This window comes from Xanthomonas bonasiae (assembly GCF_017163705.1).
GTDB classification, from domain to species: domain Bacteria; phylum Pseudomonadota; class Gammaproteobacteria; order Xanthomonadales; family Xanthomonadaceae; genus Xanthomonas_A; species Xanthomonas_A bonasiae.
This window is the reverse complement of sequence record NZ_JAFIWB010000046.1, coordinates 1-20,235: the sequence shown is the minus strand read 5'-3', so window position 1 is coordinate 20,235 and position 20,235 is coordinate 1. Positions and strand designations below refer to the sequence as shown.

General features: G+C 58.5%; 11 protein-coding genes, 3 pseudogenes and 1 other annotated feature. Of the genes and pseudogenes, 9 read left to right on the top strand and 5 right to left on the bottom strand.

The window, feature by feature from the left end:
- From JR064_RS22430 to JR064_RS23180, 3 genes are all read left to right on the top strand, one after another.
- On the top strand, positions 1–485 hold a 485-nt coding region (locus JR064_RS22430; protein WP_206231194.1), incomplete at its 5' end, for a hypothetical protein.
- 136 nt (positions 486–621) lie between these two features.
- Positions 622–1,380 carry a hypothetical protein gene (locus JR064_RS22425; RefSeq protein ID WP_206231193.1) on the top strand — a complete coding sequence of 253 codons (759 nt, stop codon included), beginning with the start codon at positions 622–624 and terminating at the stop codon, positions 1,378–1,380.
- Positions 1,377–10,007, top strand: coding sequence for a calcium-binding protein (locus JR064_RS23180; protein ID WP_277420393.1), 8,631 nt, complete (start codon positions 1,377–1,379; stop codon positions 10,005–10,007). Before JR064_RS22425 ends, JR064_RS23180 begins: the two co-directional genes overlap by 4 nt.
- A 460-nt stretch (positions 10,008–10,467) precedes the next feature.
- On the opposite strand, the gene JR064_RS22345 is transcribed toward JR064_RS23180, so the two are convergent.
- The 5 genes from JR064_RS22345 to JR064_RS22325 all read right to left on the bottom strand — a co-directional run bounded on the left by JR064_RS22345 (position 10,468) and on the right by JR064_RS22325 (position 14,919).
- Positions 10,468–11,181 carry a MobA/MobL family protein gene (locus JR064_RS22345; RefSeq protein ID WP_206231192.1) on the bottom strand — a complete coding sequence of 238 codons (714 nt, stop codon included), beginning with the start codon at positions 11,179–11,181 and terminating at the stop codon, positions 10,468–10,470.
- Between the two features lie 347 nt (positions 11,182–11,528).
- On the bottom strand, positions 11,529–12,974 hold the full coding sequence (locus tag JR064_RS22340; protein ID WP_206231191.1) for a YfjI family protein: 1,446 nt from the start codon (positions 12,972–12,974) through the stop codon (positions 11,529–11,531).
- The gene (locus tag JR064_RS22335; protein ID WP_206231190.1) at positions 12,971–13,357 is read right to left on the bottom strand and encodes a hypothetical protein; all 387 of its coding nucleotides are present in this window, start codon (positions 13,355–13,357) and stop codon (positions 12,971–12,973) included. The genes JR064_RS22340 and JR064_RS22335 overlap by 4 nt, the downstream gene beginning before the upstream one ends.
- Positions 13,358–13,371: 14 nt before the next feature.
- Complete coding sequence (locus tag JR064_RS22330; protein ID WP_206231189.1) at positions 13,372–13,776, bottom strand: helix-turn-helix transcriptional regulator; 405 nt, start codon at positions 13,774–13,776, stop codon at positions 13,372–13,374.
- Between the two features lie 201 nt (positions 13,777–13,977).
- A complete protein-coding gene (locus JR064_RS22325) occupies positions 13,978–14,919 on the bottom strand; it encodes a hypothetical protein (RefSeq protein ID WP_206231188.1) in 942 nt (313 codons plus the stop codon).
- A 209-nt stretch (positions 14,920–15,128) separates the two neighbouring features.
- Between JR064_RS22325 and JR064_RS22320 the strand changes: the two are divergent.
- The 6 genes and pseudogenes from JR064_RS22320 (at position 15,129) to JR064_RS22300 (ending at position 19,660) form a co-directional block, all read left to right on the top strand.
- A pseudogene (locus tag JR064_RS22320) lies at positions 15,129–16,307 on the top strand (IS3 family transposase).
- Positions 15,407–15,522, top strand: a sequence feature (AL1L pseudoknot). (Overlaps the previous pseudogene by 116 nt.)
- Before the next feature lie 505 nt (positions 16,308–16,812).
- A pseudogene (locus tag JR064_RS22315) lies at positions 16,813–17,271 on the top strand (DUF6932 family protein); the annotation flags it as partial.
- Positions 17,268–18,206, top strand: coding sequence for a hypothetical protein (locus JR064_RS22310; RefSeq protein ID WP_206231186.1), 939 nt, complete (start codon positions 17,268–17,270; stop codon positions 18,204–18,206). The pseudogene JR064_RS22315 and the gene JR064_RS22310, both read left to right, overlap by 4 nt.
- A gap of 21 nt (positions 18,207–18,227) precedes the next feature.
- Positions 18,228–18,605, top strand: a complete 378-nt coding sequence (locus tag JR064_RS22305; RefSeq protein WP_206231185.1) for a 4-fold beta flower protein — start codon at positions 18,228–18,230, stop codon at positions 18,603–18,605.
- Positions 18,606–18,668: 63 nt separating this feature from the next.
- Positions 18,669–18,788, top strand: a pseudogene (locus JR064_RS23430) (AraC family transcriptional regulator); the annotation flags it as partial.
- Between the two features lie 425 nt (positions 18,789–19,213).
- On the top strand, positions 19,214–19,660 hold the full coding sequence (locus JR064_RS22300) for a SymE family type I addiction module toxin (RefSeq protein WP_241093242.1): 447 nt from the start codon (positions 19,214–19,216) through the stop codon (positions 19,658–19,660).
- The last annotated feature ends 575 nt before the right edge of the window (positions 19,661–20,235 follow it).

Sequence of the window (20,235 nt, the reverse complement as noted above, 5' to 3'; positions counted from 1 at the left end):
GGAAGGAGGAAGTTCGCCTGTCCGATGGGCAGTTGATCACCATTGATCGAACAGCCAAGGGCCACATTCAACGTGAACTTAGCGGGCCGATGGGCTGGGAGCCAAGCGAGGAGACGCTACGTCTATCGGGTATATCGGGCGCCAAGGCTCCGCCGACGTGGCGGTCAAATCTGGTTCCGATCGTGCTGGACTACGACGCGGCGACATTGACCTGGATCGTGGTGGCCACCTACGCGTACTGTGGGGCTTGGTACAAAATGGGAAAGCCGCAGCCCCCCTATGTCGAGTATGTATCGACCGATGGCGGTGAATGGCGAGTAATTCCACTGGATCCCGGTCGCATCGATCAACTCGCGAATCTGCTTGCCAACGTCCGCCATATCGGGGAGCCCGCTTTAGTCCGCGAAGCGGACAAGGCGGAACGGCGGCGAAGGGACTCTGATTGGTTCAAGGCAATCATGAAAACCCGGAAGAAATATTGTTAGTGCGTAATCCCACTGGGCAGATTTTTCCCACAGAACATTGGAAGTGGGAGCTATTCGATGCTCGCTTGCACACAGTGGTTACAACGCTGTGGGGCGCTCCGAGCTTCATTACAGCCCGGATTGGAAGGAGGGATGCATGAGGAAGAGGGGCGTAGTGATCGGGTTGACGATCGCGGCGGTGTCGGTGATCGTCGTGCCAGTTGTCTGGGGGCTTGGGCAGGTGGAAGCGGGAATCTGCCCGAGCACGGGCGTTCAGATGAGCAACGCGGATCTGCGGGCGCGGGTACTGTCTGGCCTGATTGACATCGGATTGGAGAATATTCGTGTTCAGGACGCTGACCATTTTCGCGGCGGGCTGGGTCTCAGGGTGGCCGGCCCGATGTCGGACCGCGAGATTGCAAAGGCGCTGTTTGATCTGAAGAACGGCGGGAACGATTTCGCGGGCAAGTTCGGTGCGAGGGAAGTCACGCAGGGGGCCAGTGGGCACGTCGAATCGATCAGGGAGCCATTTCTCCTGCTGAATTACTCCACTTATGGCGGCTATACAGCAACGCGTACGGCATCGCAGGACGTCATTTCCGTGAACCCGTCAAGCTTGCCAGCTGGCACAGGTTGGCCAGGACTGGTGAATCGGTTGAGGGGCTTCGGGATTCATTATTACAGGATTCAAGTGCGGCAGTTCATCTATGACTGCTGTACCTACAAACACGGCACCCGGGTGCACCCAGCCGTACCAGGAAGCACTACCCATTATTGGGAGACGGGTAAGGACGGCAGCGTAATAATTGGTAACCACGATTTGGGAGGAGTGGCCTACGTCTCTAACTGTGGCGAAATCATGACGCGTAGGAACGCGCGAGGGTTCACTGAAGTCAAATGGATAAAGGGAGAATGAACGTGACGATGCCAACCATCAACCAGATCGTTTCGCGGTACCTGTTCAATGCTGATGTGCCGCCTTCGAATCTTGCAGACGAGGCGTTGATCCGCGACGCAGGGCAGAAGGGGGGGCAGGTAGACGTCGACGCAAACGAATATATGACGACCGGGGCTGGCCGGTTCGCAGGTGTCGAAAGATTCAACTTCGTGCGCAATTTCTTGGCTGGAAACGACTACAAAGGAAGCCTCGCTCCCGGGGTCTACACGACATCGGAACTGCTTGCTGCATATGGAATAACTGACAACTTGCTGGCAGTTCAACAGTACTATCAGGGCGTGTACGAAAGTGATTATTCCGAAAGGGCATATGTATTCGGTTCTGGAAATTACAAGATTAATGATGACGCAGTTTTCTATGTCAACGAAAACGGCACTCGAGAGATTGATAATATCTGCGTAGTTCCTGTCGATAACGATTTTGATTATGAGAGCACGAACTGGCTGGCGACTGTCACCAATGGGCTGACCGAAGGAGAAATTGATCCTTCAGGAATCGGTCGGACGGTGCCGATACATTTCACCGGAACGGTAACGCAAAGGTACAGCTTCAGTGCTGAAGACTGGTATGCGCTGGACCTAAGGAATACGCAGGCAATGGCCGCCGAGCTGGTCGCAAAGACGGCCTTGGTCGCTGATATCGATCATTTCGCTGCCCTTTTTGCATCTTTGCTTGGTGGTCTGGTCGCCAACGACATTATTACGTACGAGGATGCGGACAATCGCTTTGTTGTTTACGACGGAAAGGATACGAACAACAGTAATGCCAAACTCGATGCCATGGCACTCCTGAATCTGACGGAGCAGTTTCCTTACGATGGTGTCGTTGTCATCGCCGGAAACGGGAATGACCATCTCTATGGCACAGGCTATACCGCAGGTGACGAACTGCGCGGCGGCGCGGGAAACGACACGTTGGAGGGCAGAGGGGGGGACGACATCCTGAATGGCGGGACCGGCAGCGACATGCTCTACGGTGGGCAGGGCCAGGATACTTACGTCTTCACCAGTGGAAATTCAGGTGGCGTCAACACCGATACCATCTTCGATAGCTCAGGCGACGGTTCGATCACGTTTGATGGAGCGGTGGTGTCGGTTGGCGAGCGTCTGTCCGAGGTTTCCTGGCGCGACACGACAAACAAGCTGAAGATTACTTTTCTCGATGGCGGCAATGGTCGGGGCATGCTTGTGCTGGATGTGATTGGTAGCCAAGACAGCATTCGCATACGGGACTGGACCCAAGGCGACCTGGGTCTCACCTTGGCCGGACAGGTCCCCCCAATCAGCGGCTCGCAGATGACGGGCGACGACGACCTGTTCGGCTCTGGCGGAAACAACAGCGGCGACGACAGCGTGAGTGCACTTGCTGGCAACGACGGCCTGGAAGGCGGCGCGGGCGATGATCACCTGGACGGCGGTGCCGGCAACGATCTCATCCTTGGCGGTACCGGTGACGACGTGCTGATCGGTGGCGATGGCAATGACTACATTTACGACGGGTACGAACAGGCAGATTTCAGAGAACTGGACAAGACGCCCGATCCAGATACCGGCAAGAGCGAACAAGACGAGTTCTACGAGCGCGTGAACGAGCTGGGTGCAGCGGTCCTCGATCATGGAAAGGCCTGGTACATCGCGGATTTGATCCATGCGCCTGGCTGGACAGAACTGGACCCGAATGCCACACCGAGCGGAGACGACATGATCGATGCCGGCAGCGGCAACGACATTGTGGTGGCGGGCGACGGTAATGACATCATCCGCGGGGGGAGCGGGAACGACCGCCTGACGGGTGGCTACGACAATGACGTAATCTTCGGTGAGGCCGATGACGACACCATCAGTGGCGACTATCCGGATGCGGCAGGCGCCGGGAACGCTATAGGGTGGCGTTCGTCTGCCCAGGCAAATCACAACGGCAACGACGCGATAGATGGCGGCGCCGGCAACGACAGTATCAGCGGCAATGGTGGCAACGACGTACTGTCCGGAGGCGACGACAATGACCGGATCTGGGGCCGAGGCATGGCAGGTGCTGCCGATAGCGACGATGCCGACAGCGACTACATCGATGGTGGCGCTGGCGACGACATTCTGACGGGTGATGACGGCGACGATGTCATCATCGGCGGCATAGGCAACGACAACATCTGGGGAGACAATAGCCAGGCCGGCACGCGCCACGGCAACGACAGCATCGATGCCGGAGCAGGCAATGACTTCGTCAGCGGTGGCGGAGGCGATGACATGATCGATGGCGGCGCCGGCTCCGATACCTTGATCGGCGATGCTCGGGACATCGACGGATCTGCGCATGGGCGTGATCTGATCCACGGCGGCGCCGATAACGACATCATCGATGGCGGGGGCGGGGACGATGCGTTGTACGGCGATGATGGGGATGACCAGATCGTCGGTGACGTGGCTTCCGACGGGACACTGGCCGCCGTCTATCACGGCAACGACTATCTGGACGGCGGCGCCGGAAACGACCTGCTGATCGGCAATGGCGGAAACGATCAGTTGTCCGGTGGGACGGGGGATGATGAATTGCAGGGCGGTGACGGTGACGATCTGCTCGATGGCGGTGCCGGCAAGGACGTCCTCCTCGGTGAGGCCGGCGACGATACGCTCAGTGGCGGCAGCGACGACGACAAGCTGTACGGTGGTGCTGGCGATGACCGCCTCAGTGGCGGCGCTGGTGCGGATACGCTGGCAGGCGGGGATGGCAAGGATGTCCTTGATGGTGGTGAAGGCAACGACATTCTCGATGGCGAGGCCGGCAACGACACGATCTATGGCGGCGCTGGCGACGACACCATCGATGCTGACGACGGCGACGATACGGTCTATGCCGGTGTCGGCAATGACAGCATCTACGCAGGAGCCGGGAACGACGTCATCCATGCCGAAGATGGAAACGATATCGTCACCGCCGCCGAGGGAGACGATCAGGTTTACGGCGGTGCCGGCAGCGATACGCTCCATGGCAGTGCAGGCAACGACACTCTGTACGGCGAAGATGGCGACGACTATCTGATCGGTGGTGCGGGCAACGACACCCTGATCGGGGGAGCCGGGCTGAATCGCTACTACTTTGACCGTCAATTCGGTCATGATGTTGTCGAACTCGCCATCGATAGCCAGGACCAGATCTATCTGCAACAGGGAATCGCGGCCGAGGAGGTCACCTTCACCCGCGACCAGAACGACTTGGTCTTGGCCATGGCCGACGGCAGCAGCCTGCGCGTGGCAGGCTATTTCGCCACCGGCACCGCCGCATGGATCCAACTGGGCGACGGTTCCTGGATCAGTCGTGAATTGATCGACTCGGGCGTCTACTACGGTAGCGTCACCGGCGGAAGCGGCGCTGGTGAAAACCTGCAGGGCACGGACGGCGACGATCGCCTGTACGGCCTGGGCGGCGACGACACGATCGATGGCCAGGGCGGAAACGACTTGATCGACGGTGGCCAGGGCAACGATACCCTGTCGGATGGGCAGGGCAACGACGTCGTCTATGGCGGCGCCGGAAACGATGTCATCAATCTCGTCCACAACGGGGGAGGGAATGGTTCGGATGTCATCGACGGCGGTGCGGGCGACGATACCTACAACATCGCCTGGGGCTCAGGTTACGATGTGATCGGCAAACTGGATGCCGCCAATGCCGGTAGCGACACCATCAATCTGGTCGGCATCAGCCAGAACATGGTGATGAACTACCAGGTCGACGGCAACGACCTGATGATCTTCATCTCCGGAAGCGCCGGCAGCCCGGGTGCAACCGCCGACAACATGGTCGTGCTGGAGGGCTTCCTCGCCAACGGCGGCCATCGCGTCCGCTTCGCGGAAGGGACCGAGCTCTCGACTGCCGACTTCCAGCAGCGGTCGTGGACGGGGACTTCGGGAAACGACACTTATGTCGGAACTTTTGCGCCGGACGTCATCAATGGGCTAGGGGGCAACGACACCCTTTCCGGGATGGACGGAAACGACAGCATCTACGGCGGCGAGGGTGACGATGTGCTCGATGGTGGTTCGGGCAACGACGTACTGTACGGAGACGAGGGCAATGACATCGTTCGCGGTGGTGACGGCGACGATCGCCTATACATGGGGTATAGGGGCAACTACGTCGATCGCTATATCGGCGGCAACGGCAATGACGCCTATTACCTAAACCACAACTACACTTCGTCTGCATCTCCGCCGACCACGCAGAGCAGCAACATCGAGGAAGAGGCTGGCGGTGGTATTGATACGCTCTATACCAACTTCTACTATTCCACGCTTGGTGCGAACATCGAGAATTTGGTCTATACACCTGCCAATTTCTGGTACACGAATTTGCCCAGCGAACTGAACGGCAACGCACTCGACAACGTCATCCAGATCATCAAGACATCCAGTGCATCTCATATGCCGGACCTGAGCTTCCGGCTGGACGGAAAAGGCGGCAAGGACACCTTGATGGGTAGTTCCGGCAAGGATACCTATGTTGTCGACAGTGCTGACGACGTCATCGTCGAGCAACAGACGGACTACGACTCGATCGATACCGTCGAGGCGAGCCTGGATTATTCGATCGAAACCCGGCTGGAGTTGGAGAACATCCGGTTAATAGGAACCGCCGTATCGGCTACGGGTAACTCGGACGCCAACGTACTGGAGGGCCATCTCGTCTCCGGTATCAACCAGCTATCCGGCCTAGGTGGCAACGATATCTACCTGGTGACGCGCAAGGACATCGTGATCGAGTCGATCAACGGCGGTAATGATACGGTGGTAATCGCAGGCTGGGACGAACTCACCGATGTTGGGATGTGGGTTTCGGTTTCAGATTACGGCAACGTCGAGAACCTGACCTTGTACAACGTCGGCACCAGCGGTCCTTACGGTTCCATACGACTACGAGGAAATATACAGGGTGACACAGGCGACAATGTCCTGATGGGCAACATGTACGCCAACGAGATCCATGGTGGCGCGGGCAATGACGTTCTCAATGGTTACTACAAAAATACAGGTGATAGCGAGCAAAGCAGCATAGATGGTGCGGACCTGCTGTATGGTGAGGACGGGAACGACACCATCTATGCATCGGTCTATGGCGCTGATATCTACGGTGGCAAGGGGGACGATATTCTGATTGGGACCGGCGGAGCTGCCTACTCCGGTACGCGCAGCGGTAGCGACCGGTTCTTCTACGACATCGGTGACGGTACAGATCACATCCGATCCATCAATAGTGACCGAGATACCGATCGGGTCATCTTTGGCGTGGGTATCGATCCCGATGACGTGACCTGGTCAAAGGAAGGAACCAGCCTGATCGTCCAAGTCGGCAATGGCACAAGCGATCGTCTTATCGTCGAGAACTACTGGCGCGAGGATGCACCCGGCCAATTCACCTTGATGCGAGCTATCGAAGAGTTCGAATTCGCCGATGGCACGATCCGCCGCGGCGACCTCGACCAACTGTCGGTTACCAACAATGCACCGATAGCCACCTCGTTCGCACTGCCGTCGACCGTCCGGATCGGCGAGTCGTTCGAGATCATGCTTCCTGAAGGGGCCTTCGTCGACGATCCTGGCGATACGTTGACCTATTCCCTCTCTGGTCCCGAATGGATGAGCATCAATTCGCAAACTGGAACCATTTCTGGTACTCCGCCGCAAAGCGCTGAATACGTGAGCTTTACCATTACGGCAGCGGACCGTTTTGGGCAGACCGCTTCCCGGTACCTGGGTTTTAGCGCTGTGCTCGTCCTGACCGGCACCCAGGGAGACGATTTGATTGTCGGCAGCAATCGGTCCGAAGAATTGCATGGTTTGGGAGGCAATGATCGCCTGGAAGGGAATGGTGGTAGCGATGTCCTGTACGGGGGGGCGGGCGACGATACTTATGTCCTCAGCGAAGATGCATTTGTCACGGTGGTGGAATTGGCCGGCGAGGGGTTCGATACTGTCGAAAGCGGGCAATACGACTATGTGGCTGCGGTAGGCATCGAACGGGTCGTCCTGATAGAGGGGAGCGAAGCGCAAGCAGCAACCAGCGGCGATGGGTCGCAGGAGTTGATCGGAAACTCCGCCGACAACTATCTAGATGGCGGGGCTGGCGCCGACAAGATGGCCGGCGGACTCGGTGACGATTACTACGTGATTGATGATGCAGGCGATGTCATCATCGAAGCCGCCGACGGCGGTGCCGATGAGGCCATGTCCTATGTGACGTGGACATTGTCAGACAACGTGGAGATAGGTCATCTCGGCGACGGACCAGACCTGGGCTTGACAGGCAACGCATTGTCCAACCAACTGCATGGCAATGCCTGGGACAATGCACTGGATGGCGGTAGTGGCGCCGATACCTTGTATGGGTACGCTGGCAACGACATCTATTACTTGGACACTGACTCCGACCAGATCATTGAGCAGGAGGGCGAGGGCATCGACACGGTCGTGCGCGGCTTCGGTAGCCAGTACGTCCTGGCTGACAATGTCGAGAACCTGCGCCTGACAGGGAACGCCGCCCAAGGCAATGGCAATGCTCTGGACAATCTCGTTGAGGGCAATTCGATTGCCAACTCGCTGCTTGGCCTGGATGGCAACGATCAGCTGCGTGGCATGGCCGGCAACGACACGCTGTGGGGTGGCAACGGCGAAGACCTGCTGGTGGGCGGCGAGGGCGACGACATGTATGTCATCGACGCCACAACCGGCAGCGACCGGGTCGACAACACCGGCGGCGGCACGGACACCTTGCTGACCAACGGGGTTGCGATCGGCAGGCTCGGTTTCGCCCGCGATGGCGACGACCTGCTCGTCACCATCGACGGCGCAGCAACGCCCGCGGCACGGATTGCCGGCCATTTCCTTGGCGGCGATGCCGAGCTTGATTACGTCCAGGCTAGCGACAACCGCTACAGTGCCGCGCAGATCGCCGCGATTATCAACGGCGGCAGTAATCCGGGTGCCGGCTTCGACCAGACACTGACCGGCACTACTGCTGACGAGCAACTCGTCGGTAGCGCAGGCAAGGACCTGATCGAAGGCCTGAGCGGTGCCGATACGCTGTTCGGCATGGAGGGCAGCGACACCCTTCGCGGCGGTGACGGCAACGACTACCTGTCCGGCGGCAGCGGCAATGGCAGCGGATCGGGCAATGATGTGCTTGAGGGCGGAGTTGGCGATGACACCTTGCGCGGTGAAGACGGCAACAACACGCTGGCCGGCGGAGCGGGGGACGACCAGTACATCTACGGCGGCGGCATTGATGTCATCGACAATACCGGAGGTGGCACGGACTGGCTGATCTTCGAGAATGGCATCACGACTTCGCAACTGGCTCTTGTCCGCGACGGCGACGATCTGGTCATCACCGTCAACGGCAACGCCAACCAGCGCGTCACGGTAACCGACCACTTCCTCGGCGGCGATATGGCCCTGGACTACCTGCAGCCGGCCAGTGATTCGGCCCTGAACACCGCGGCGATCAATGCACTGGTCACCAACAACGGCGGTGGAGGCGACAACGGCGGCGGTACGCCGGGGACCGGCAATGATGCCGACTACCCGTCGCAGAAGACCGGCACCGCAGCCGACGAGCAGATCGTCGGCACCAGCGGCCGTGACCTGATCAAGGGTCTGGGCGGAGCCGATACGCTCTTCGGCATGGGAGCCGACGACAAGCTCGACGGAGGCGACGGCGATGACTATCTCTCTGGCGGAAATGGCAGTTTCACGGGGTCGGGCAACGACATCCTGATTGGCGGTGCCGGCGATGACCAGCTGGTAGGTGAGGACGGTGCCGACATGTTGTTCGGCGGCGCGGGCAACGACACCTATTTTTATGCCGCCGGCTCCGGCGTGGATACCATTGACAACACCGGTGGCGGGACCGACTGGCTGTACTTCGATGGCATCGACCGCGGCCGCCTGACCTATCACCGCGAAGGCGACGACCTGATCGTGCGCGTGGATGGTGACGCGGGGCAGCAGATGCGTGTGCTTGATCACTTCCTTGGCGGCGAACGTGCGGTCGCTTACGTGCAGCCTGGCGATGGCGGCTATGCGATCTCGGCCGCGACCATCGCTGGCCAGCTGACGCCGCTGGGCTCCGCTGGCCGCAGCGTGTCCGCGGCCTCGCTGACGGCGGAGCCGACGCTTGACGCGTTTAGCGTGAGCGAGGACGAGGCGAGCAATCTGACACAAGCGATCGAGGCCTTCGCCATCGCCGCGCCGATCCTCCGCGCGCTGACGACGATTGAAGCGGGCACGGCGCCGTCGGCAAATCCACAGCATGGGATTGTTCTGCCGCCGCCGGCCAGTGGTGACGTCACGGGGCTAGGTTCCGGCAAGTCAGAGCCGCCGATTTCACCGTCATTCCCGACCGGTGCGATGCGGCAGCCCCATGCTGAAATAGGCCAGCTTGTCGAAAGCTTGGCCAGTTTCGCCGGCCAGAGCGCGTTGCCGGCGGCCAACGACATCGGGTATGACGAGTCTGGTATCGCGAATAGGATGTGGACCTGGCGGATGTCGCACACAAGCCATGGTCTGCGCTTGCGTCAGATGGAGCTGTGAAATCGAAATGGAGGGCAGTGACTGCTGCCCTCCTGGTTACATCCTTGTAATGCTTGTGACCAGATAGCCGATCTTGGCAGCGCTCCTTCGTTCGAGGACGAACGGCAGTATCGATGGCGAACAACCGAAGTGGCTGGGACAACCAAGCGTCACTGGCAGCGGCGTGCCGGCTGCAGGTATCGACATGCCTGGGAGAGACGGGGAACTTTCGAGGGAAAGGCAAAAACGAGAGGAGTTGGAGACTGAGAAAAAAAAGGGATGCTTTCAGTTCTGACATGCCACGTCGTGGTTCAAAGTAAAAACTACCAGAGGAGCCAAAGAACCATGCGACTTTGCGACTAAGTCGAAAAGTCGCATGAAAATAATGGGGGTATCTGTACAAATACTGGGATTGTGCGAGTGCATCGGAGGAAGCTGCGTGTGGCTACGCAGAGCGTCTGGAGCGCCTGCTCCTAAGGGATTACTTCTTTGTTTCACTCGATCGGGTGGCCGTGAATCGCTTCCGTTCTTCCGCCGTCATCTGCTTTACCCGCGCGTGCCCTAAGTGCCGCTCGGGCGTTCGGTCGATTCCTCTTGCCTGGTGGCTCCGATGGTCCACACGGATGTTGTGTCCTGCCCTGGCCAGCGTCTCGTTTTGAACCTCGGCGATCCGCTCTCGCGTGGCAATCAGCTCTTCTCGCATTTCTTGCCGGGTCTTGCCGCCGCTTGCTTTCCTGCTTCCGCCCTGCGCTGGACGTCTGGGATTGTATCGACGAAAGAAGTACTCTGGCGGACGCTCGATATCGTCAAGGAGTCGATCCGAGTACATCAGGTGCATGTGTGGATTGGTGACGCCTCCTAATGCGGCGTCCACTTCGTGTATCGCAATCTGCCGAGGACGGTTTGGCGCTACGACATCGGCTAACTTCCGCGAAAGTTCCAGGTTTTGTTCAGAGCTCAATACATTGGGTAGCGCGATGATTGCCTCGCGATAGACGGCGCCGTTTCTGCGCTCATGCTTGTCTGCCATCTTCCAGAACTTGATCGGATCGCTTTCGGCCCACTCAGGGAGGTTGTCGAATTCGAAGGAGACCAGATCCTCGCGCTTCTTCCACTTTCCAAGTCGAGCATCGTACCGGGCATGCTCGGTGGCGGTTCCTTTTCTTCCGCTTTTTATCTGCACGTGATAGGTCATGTCTGGTCCTTGGTTTGATCAAAGGAAAGCCGGCAAGGAGCAACCTTGCCGGCTGTTGGTTTGGACACCAATGGTTGAACTAGAGAAACGTTAAGTGCGCTTCCTCATTCTCCCCTCTAAAGTTCTAGGATATGTATCCGTGTGATCGTGTTGGAACGCATTGGTTTGTGAATATATTATTGGACATCGGCTCACATGCTGAGGCGCTAGTGTAATAATTTATTTCGCAGGTCAATGAAGTCGCATTTGCGAAGGCAAAGGTGTGATGTTGAATGGGCCGTGGTCAAAGGTTTCGCTAAGTGCAATGGGTGAGAATTACCATGATTGTGAACGGGCCTGGCCGCAGCTTAGCTAGGCCCCCCTTCAAAGAAGGCGCTGTTCATGTGGATGTAGCACTTCCGGTTCTTGTGTTCGTCGTAGATGAGCCGCACCGCGCCTTGTGCCACGAGGATCTCCAGCGCAGCATCCAGCCTCCGCTTGGTACGAGCAGGACCGACATGCAGGAACTGGCTGCGGGGAACGCTGCTCATCCCTTTGTTCCAGCAGTGGGAGCGCAGGTATTCCGCAAGTTCCCATGCGTCCGCCTGTTCTTCAGGTAAACGCGAAGCACCGAACAGGCGATGGAACTCCTGCAGGTGCCAGATCGTGATTGTCTCGGCACGCTTAAGGGTGTCTTCGCTGATCTTGCCTTCCAGGCCGCAGAAGAAGTGCATGAGGGCAGCGACGCGGCTCATGATCTCCATGTACTTCGCCGCGAAGTCGCTGATGTCATGCAGGTCCAAGCCAGGCTTGAGATGGGTTTCAACTTCATGAGCTGCTTGTTTCCAGTGCTTTGCAGCTTCATCGGAAAACTCGATGACCTGACGGGCAAGCGTGCCTGCGCGGATGTGTCCGTCGTACGAGTCCAGGAGTTCCTGGATGCGTGCCTGGAACGTCGGGAGCTTGACCGGCTCGGGTGGATCGCGCCAAGTGGTGCGATACCCCTTGGTTGAGGTCGGATAGGCAATCAGGTAACGCGCCAAGTGTCCGGAACCATGTGCGATATCCCCTTGCCGACGGAAGAACTTATTCAGGACAGCCTCGTGGGTCATGATGCTCGTCGTAGTCCGCGGATTGCGCACTACGATGTTGTCGTGGTTCGCCCGGTCGATAGATAGGACACGGGCGCCGTCCCAGCATTTGTTGAGCACGCCAAGATTGCGCATGGCGGCAGAGTCGAGCACGATCTGGCCTTCATCGGTGATCAGTGCTATGGATTCACCGTCTCCTTGCAGCGCTTCAAACAGCGAGCGTTCAGTGAGGTCCTCATGAGCGATTCGCCGCAAGCGCGGCTGCTCGGGCTCCTGATCGCAGATCGCATCCAGTTCTTCATCCAGCGCTTCCGTAGAAGCGCCTGACAAGGCGTTGCGCGTGACCTTCCGCATAGTTGCCTTCTTGATCGATTTCCAGAGCTCGTGTCTACGCTTGTGGGCGAGCATGTCCGCTTCGTGCATCTGGATCGCCCTCTCGTCGTGGGCATAGATAGGCGCGCAAAGCAAGGAAGCGACGGTGCTGCGGCGCTCGCCGGATTCGCCGACGAACAGCAGGTTCAGCGAGACAGGACGCACTGGCCTGCCTGCAATAGGCAACTGGACGTCGATCAGCCCCTGGCATGCAATGGACAGGGAAGTCAGTGCGCACAGGCCGATCAGTGCGCCAGGAGCTAGCGTCATGGACTTCACTTCGTACGCCGGTTCGCTGATCTTCAGCAGGAAGGCGTCGAGCGGGTACGAGTCGGGATCAAAGCGGTTCATGCGGCCTCCTGCTGGTCGTCGGTAGTTACGTTAGCGGCGTCGTTGCGCGGTTTGGTGTGCTTCGGGGCCAGGACGTGGCCGCAAGTCGGGCAGGTGGCGGGACGGCCACCCGCTTCGCGGGCAGCGCGTTCCTTCTGAAGCAGGTCCCGGAAGCTCGCTGCGTGGAGCTTCAAGCCGCAGGTGGAGTTCACCAGCTCGATGATCTCCTTCTGCAAAAGACCGCTGCTGATGCCGCGTTCAATGAGCTCGTAGGCCTGGGCGAAGATCCTTTCGACGGAGGGAGCCTTGGCTGCAATCGCAGCATCGAACTTGCGCTCGAGCTTCAGCAGGCGGTCGTCCTTGGCCTTGGCGTTTACGATGTTGATGTCGTTCTCGGACTTCATTGTTTTGTTCTCCATTAGTAGGGCCGAGAAGCGGCAGCGAGGGATTCGAGATAGGCGATAATCTCCGAGTGCCACCAGACAGAAGGCGAGCGGTCGGACTTCCCAAGCTTGAAATGCTTCGGCGCGGCGGGGTCGTGCGCCGGGGACTTCAGATTCGTCCGGTCGTACCAACTGCTCTTGCTGATGCCCATGATGTGCAGCACCTCGGGCAGCCGAATGGCCCGGTCATGCGCCGTACTTGCGTTGGTGAACTGAAGGATTTCCCAGAGGCGATCCAGAACCTTGCCGTTCTGAAGCGCCTGGATGAGATCGATAGCGGCTCGGCTATCGGTTTCCGTGGCCGAGTCGGCCGCCAGGTTCGAGCGCACAGCCTTGTGGCGGCCGATGCGCGGTTGATCGGTGGTGACGGTGTCAAGCATTACAGACTCCTTTGGTTGCTCAAGACGCGGTGTGCGTTTTGATTGCAAAGAAGTCTGATGTCGTCCAAACATGGCGTCTAAGGGTCAGCGGTAGACCGGTTGACTTGGTGGGCAATGTTGTGGCAGGCGGATTTCTGCTCCGGTGAGCTATTCCTGACAGTGCGAGGAGGTCAGCTCCCAGGCTTGCGGATACCGTGTTTCCTAGTTTTCCGGCTCATGCGAGAAATGCATGCTCAGGATATCCCCGCTCGCGAGAGAATTAAGTATCCGGGTGTGATAGCTGGCCTCTTCGAAAACGAACTCCTCGGTCGTCACTCTTGGAGTGGCCGCGCTAACTTCAGGCTCGGCCTTTTTCGCGCTGAAGCGCGCGAACGCTGTTGTCATTTCCGGATAAGGGCCCCTTGGACCTGCCCACTCGCCAAGAGTTCTCTCAAGCCGGTCCATCGCGTCGTTATCGATGTTGTGCTTGCTTTCTGTGGGTACCAGACGGTCGAGCTTTTCGAACTCGGAGAGTAGCGTTGGATGAGCCTGTATGTAGTCGATGACGGCGCTCTTCGCCTTTGCAATGCTACTGATCGAGCCGTCATCGGGAAGACGTTTTATGACTTCGAGGACAATAGCCCGCTTGTGCTTCGAGTATTCTGCGTGCCTACTCGCTGCATAGCTTGCGAATACCCGGGAGGCGGAGGGAACCGTATGTAGTCCGAGGTTATAGTAGGCCAGCGCAATCAGGTGCCAGACCCTGCCGGTATCTCCTTCCGAACATAGCTTTCTTGCCATTTGGAAGTAGATCGCCGAGATGAGCATCCCCTTATACGGGTACGGCTCAACTTCTTTCCACTCGTCCGGAGTTATCCCTCCAATCACCACTTGGAAGCGCAGCCACTCCAAGTAGGAGTACATTGGCGCATCTTGGTCGGCATCCAGCAGTTTGCCTGCGAAGGCCCAGAGCGGGGCCAGATCATGAAGCTCATTGTCGTAGACCTGCTCGTGCCAAAGCAGGATGCCGTCCCCGACTAGGGCGGCAGGGTCTACTGCCTGCTCGCCTTCATACTCGTAGAAGAAGTGCGTCTTCGGACCCGGCCGGTATCCGACGTTGCTCCATTCTGGAGTCGCAGTAGCTTCTTTCTCAGCTGGCTTCATGCGCAACTTATGCTTGTTACTAGAGTGGGTATGCAGTTTACCTCTGGGTTCTGCGAGCTGCTACGAAGCGCCCTTGGAACCGCTGCTTGCCCAGTACGGAAAGGTCTTGTTTTTTACCACGGCAACGAAGAATAGCTGGCTTGCGAGCCAGGCTCCTTGAACCGCCCCGGGTTTCCCGGAGACCCCTTGGTTGAGAAGATGGAGCTATGATGAGGAAGTTCCCGAAGTTCTCCCCCAGAGGACATCGGGCGTGTGGTACGCATGGTGTCGAGGCCAAAGATCAGTGCCACTCCCCAGCGGGTGGCGATCGAGTCCATCGCCGGCGAGATCGGCTTTACCAGCGAGGTGCTACGTCGCTCGGTGCGACAGGGCGAGCGCGACCGCGGCGCGCGCGCCGGGCCGACGACGGGCGAGCAGCAGCGTATCAAGGAACTCGACGTGAGTTGCGCGAACTGCGCCGCACCAACGAGATCCTGAAGCTGACCAGCGCGTATGTCGCCCAGGCGGAGCTCTAGCGCCACGGCAGGAAGTGAGCGCGTTCGTGGACGCACGGCGTGAGAGCTTCGGGATCGAGCCGATCTGCCGTGCCTGCGGGTCGCCCCGTCTGGATATTGGCTGCTGTCGCAGATCGAGCGGTTGTGGAGCGACAACCTGCAGGTTTATGGTGCCGACAAGGTCTGGCGACAACTGCGCCGCGAAGTGCAGGAGATGGCGCGCTCTGCCCTGGAACAATTGATGCATCGCGGCCGGCCTGCGTGGTGTCTTCCGTGGCAAGGCGTTGTGTATCAGCCCGGTCTCCGACGCCAAGGCGGCGTGTCCGCTGGACGGGGTGAATCGGCAGTTCAAGGGGGAGCGGCCGAACCAGTTATGGGTCGGCGGCTTCACCTATGTCAGTACTTGGCAGGGCTTCGTGTGCGTCGCCTTGGTCATCAATGTGTACGCGCGCCGTGTCGTCGGCTGGCGTGTGAGCCGTTCGATGAAGGCCGACTTCGTGCTCGATGCGCTGGAGCAGTCGCTGTACGCCCGTGCCGGACAGCGTGATGGTTAACTGATCTATCATTCCGACTGCGGCAGCCAGTACGTCTCGATCCGCTACAGCGAACGCTTGGCCGAGCCCCTCCGTCCAGCAGCGCCGGCTATTCCTGCGAGCGCGGAAGCCTGCCCTCGGGGCACAACACTTTGGCGAGACGATCAACAAGCTATACAAGGCTGAACTGATCCATCGGCGCACGCCCTGGAAAACCCACGAAGCCGTCGAACTGGCCACCCTCGAGTGGGTCTCATGGTTCAATGGCCAACACGTGCTCGAGCCCCTGGGCCCTCTCCCACCCGCCGAAGCCGAGGCAAGCTACTGGCGGCAGCAAGCTGATCGGGCCATCAACGCGTGACTCACACCAACCGGCATCCACGATAGCCGGCGGTTCAGCTCACGACTACGCGCGCCTTGTACTAGAGCGTCCGAGGTGGTCTCGTCGCAACTGCCAATAAGTGAGTCAAGAAGTGAGTCGCTAGTCCATGTGTTTCGCCTTGATTCTTTGTAATACAGCAACTTGCGTGTGATATTTGGTTGCTGGTGGGCCTTGATGCTCTGCAGACGGGCTATCCCCGTCACTGAGGATGAATTGACAGCCCCTTTTATGTGCGATGAAGTTGCCGTACTGTTGAGATTGGTGGCAAGGCTGAACCTCCAATAGTTCCATGTCAGTGGATGGATTTGCCCTAGCTCGGAATGGATGCCACGTTAACACTGGAGCATGTAGGAACTATGCCAATCCCGGCCTTTGGAATTAACGGTGTTCTCCCTCCTTACGTCGGAGCTGACGGCCCCGGTGGGCAGCCAGAAGACATGTCACCGTATGTGGTGTCTGCTTTTGAAGTTGTGACCACGCTGGGCATACCGAAGCTCGAAAAGAGATTCTGCGTGGCTGGCTGAATCACAGGGCAGCGTTAAGATCTATCGGATTCACTCAGGGTTTTCAGTGGCTAGACGGAAGTTTCGTGGAGGAAAAGGACCCAAATGACCTGGATCTTCTAAGCTTCTTGTACAGGCCTCCAGCAGCATTAGCACCTGCGGCTCTTCGGTCCTTGATGCATGCGAATGCGGGACTTTTCCAGCGCGGTCTTGTGAAGTCTGCTTATAAGCTTGACGCGTTCTTTGTAGATATGAATGGGAATCCAGCGACATTGGTTAATTTTACTCGGTATTACTTGGGTCTTTTTTCCCATAAGCGCGGCGACGACATTTGGAAGGGCATGCTTCAGGTGAATCTTGCCGACACTGCAGATGATGCGGCGGCACAAGCGATTCTCGGGACGGCGCCTACTGTGGTGAGCCAAGGGGTTAACCCATGAGCGGAATCAGGAAGCTAGAGCGGGACTTTGCACAGGCCGATATTGCTGCTGTCACGTCACTTCTGTCGCAACTGACAGATGAGGACGTGATGGCTAGGTTTGGCCTGGAGTCTCGCTTAGAGGAGCTTCGTGCGTCTCTATCCAGGTTGGATACGATTGCAGAAGTCGAGGGAGCATCTGCGGCGCTCTTCTTCGGCGGTCGGCCAGTAGTTGGTACGCGTGGCATCGAAACGGAGTTCGGCGGGACAGCGGTCGCTAAGTTCCAGGATATCATTTCGAAGGTCATGGCCCATGAAGCTGGAAGGCTCGGTCAGCGCGGTGTAGTGCCAAATAAAGGCGCATCATCGCTGCATATTACAAATGTGGTCAGAGGCTCCTTCGGGTTTCTTCTAGAAGAGATACATGATCAGCCGGACATGCTTGACGCTCCTTTGAAACAGGCGGTTCAAGAGACTTCTAGGATGCTGAGTGCGTTTAGTGAACCTGACGAAGAAGAATTCAGGACTGCAGTAGAGAGTATCGATCAGCGAGTGCTAAATACCGCTCGAGAATTCTTTGACTTGATGAAGAGTAATGGCACCACATTGAGGCTTGTTGCAGGCAATAGGGATAATTCATTCGGACAGGAGGCGGTATCTCGTGCGGCGGAAAGAGCTCAATCTACGTCGGTGGAAGAAACTGAAGAGTGGATTGATGGTCAGCTGTCAGGCACCCTTCCCGACGCTCATCAGTTTGAGTTTCGCCGTCAAGTGGACGGGGTGGTGATCCGCGGGAAGGTCGCTAGGTCATTTACTGCCGAAGAGCTGCTTGGCTTCAATCGGCAGTGGGTCGATCAAGGCGCAGTCGCTAAGGTAAAAGTGAACAAGGTTAGAAGAAACGGCGAGGTAGTACGTGAGCAGTACACTCTCTTGGAGCTAAAGCTTAGCTTAGCGTAATGGCCGCATGGAGAATAGATTATGACCGTGACGCTGTACGGGCCTGATGGTCGTCACTTCGGGTGGATGCTGGATGGGTACGTATTTGATGCTGGATATCAGCCACTCGCCTTTCCTGAAGGTGACGATCTTTATTCTTTTTCCGAGTGCAGCTGGCTAGGGACTTACGACAGCATCGCGGTGTATGCCAGAGACGGGCGAGTGGTTGCGATTTTTCCGGGTCACAGCCCCCTACGCGTTATTCCCTCCAGGCTTGGGCGACTGCCGCCAAGGATTTCGCCCGCTCCTTCCCCTCTTCCTGAGCAGCATAGGCATGCAGTGAACTTAGATGCGGCTTCCAATGCAAAACATTGGCCCGGATTGAGCTTGGTGGAGTGGCTCGGGCAGCAGGACTCTTGATTCTAGGAGGATAGACAGTAGGCCGTCCCCTAAATCGCATGGTGCGATGATTGCCAATAGCGCGTCCGCGCGATGCATGCGCAGCCCAAGTGCGCATGGAAGATGGCGGCGTTGGCGAAGGAAGCCGCCTTGTCGCGCTCGGCGTTCTTTGAGCGCTCCGGCCGCACCGCGGGCATGGCGCCCAAAACAGGGGTCAGAGTACAATTACTTGCATCAATTCCCATCAGGTAACGTCTAAAACCCATGTAGTGGGAGATGTACTGACCCAAGTTTCCCATGCCAGTTCCCAGGCCCTAGGTTCCGCAGTCGTTTTCCTAGCAGTCGAGGGAATAGCGGAGCGGCTTACCGCTTCCGAGCCGGCGACCTTGCCGGAGGTGTTGCGGGCTGCGCAAGGATTGCCGCTGTCACAAGTTCGAACAGGCGCTCGGACCGCTGCGATATTGGGGTCAGGTTGACTTAATCCACACAGGAAGGATGTCGTGCAGATGTCTACAGATGTCCTGCTTTGAACGTTGACACCTTCTATTGATCGAGCAAGTATCTACTCGCTACGGCAAATTCCGCAGCCGGGTTTGGTCTCCCGAAATCACTTGGCGACTCCCACTCAAATGGAGGACGTCATGTCCGGTAGTGCTGCCGCTCGTTTAAAGACCAAATCCTCTCGCCGCGCCGCCAAGGCGCCACCCTGCTGGCTCAAGCTCGAATCGCCCGACCCCTTGGATGCGATTGCCGCCGAACCGCTGCCTGGTGCAGCGTCGGCACTGCCTATGTGCCCCGATGCCGACGAGGTCGCCGCGCCCAGGCGCTCGATCCCGCGCCGGCCCAAGCAATGCACCGTCGGCTATCGCTACTACGACGTGGACCGCAACGGCATGCGGGTCGGGCGGCAGGTGCCCAGCCTGCGCTTGCATGGCCTGTGGCTGGAAGGCCTCGGCTTCGCGGTAGGCGGCAAGGTGCGGATCACGATGGCCAATGGCGCCTTGCTGATCACGGCCGTGCCGGTGGAGCCGCCGCCTATGGCGAAGAAGCGACGCAGGTTCAAGCCGGCGCCGTAGCCGCTTGGTTTGGAGGTGACGTTGCCGGGGTGGCCGGCGAGCGCCGAAGCGCTTGAGGGGTGGGGACGGCGCGGCGCTGGCCGCGTCGTCGCTACACGCCAGCCCCTTGGGCGGGGTCGCCTCCTCATACGATGGGTGCATCGGCCGTCCCTGTGGGCAATGCGGACGATGTGCGGCGATTGGCCGCCCCAATCACCGCAGAAAGTGCGGTGATTGTGCATGCGGAGAATCGCTTCCATCATCACCGCATCATGCGCGGTGAAATGCCCCACATCTGGCAACACACGGACTGGCCGAACTGGCGATACAGCCTGGCGACGCTGGCCGAGGCGAGCCCAGGGCCTGCTGCTGGGACGCATGGGAAAGGGCGCGATGAGGTGGTGAGTCATCCCGACCCAAAGTGCGGGTAGGGCCTCTTCTGCGATATCCGGATCGGCAAGTTGTTGACATTGCGTGAAGATCCCGCAATGCTCCGCGCCATTAGGCCATTAGGCCATTAGGCCATTGAGGGCCGCATAGCAGGGACGTTATGCAACAGGGGGGAGTCGCGTTAGCGCTCGTTGGGGAAGAAGTGC

Coding starts and splice junctions, on each gene's coding strand:
- JR064_RS22425 (WP_206231193.1), top strand. CDS start 622: ATGAGGAAGAGGGGCGTAGTGATCGGGTTGACGATCGCGGCGGTGTCG.
- JR064_RS23180 (WP_277420393.1), top strand. CDS start 1,377: ATGAACGTGACGATGCCAACCATCAACCAGATCGTTTCGCGGTACCTG.
- JR064_RS22345 (WP_206231192.1), bottom strand. CDS start 11,181: ATGACCTATCACGTGCAGATAAAAAGCGGAAGAAAAGGAACCGCCACC.
- JR064_RS22340 (WP_206231191.1), bottom strand. CDS start 12,974: ATGAACCGCTTTGATCCCGACTCGTACCCGCTCGACGCCTTCCTGCTG.
- JR064_RS22335 (WP_206231190.1), bottom strand. CDS start 13,357: ATGAAGTCCGAGAACGACATCAACATCGTAAACGCCAAGGCCAAGGAC.
- JR064_RS22330 (WP_206231189.1), bottom strand. CDS start 13,776: ATGCTTGACACCGTCACCACCGATCAACCGCGCATCGGCCGCCACAAG.
- JR064_RS22325 (WP_206231188.1), bottom strand. CDS start 14,919: ATGAAGCCAGCTGAGAAAGAAGCTACTGCGACTCCAGAATGGAGCAAC.
- JR064_RS22310 (WP_206231186.1), top strand. CDS start 17,268: ATGAGCGGAATCAGGAAGCTAGAGCGGGACTTTGCACAGGCCGATATT.
- JR064_RS22305 (WP_206231185.1), top strand. CDS start 18,228: ATGACCGTGACGCTGTACGGGCCTGATGGTCGTCACTTCGGGTGGATG.
- JR064_RS22300 (WP_241093242.1), top strand. CDS start 19,214: ATGGAGGACGTCATGTCCGGTAGTGCTGCCGCTCGTTTAAAGACCAAA.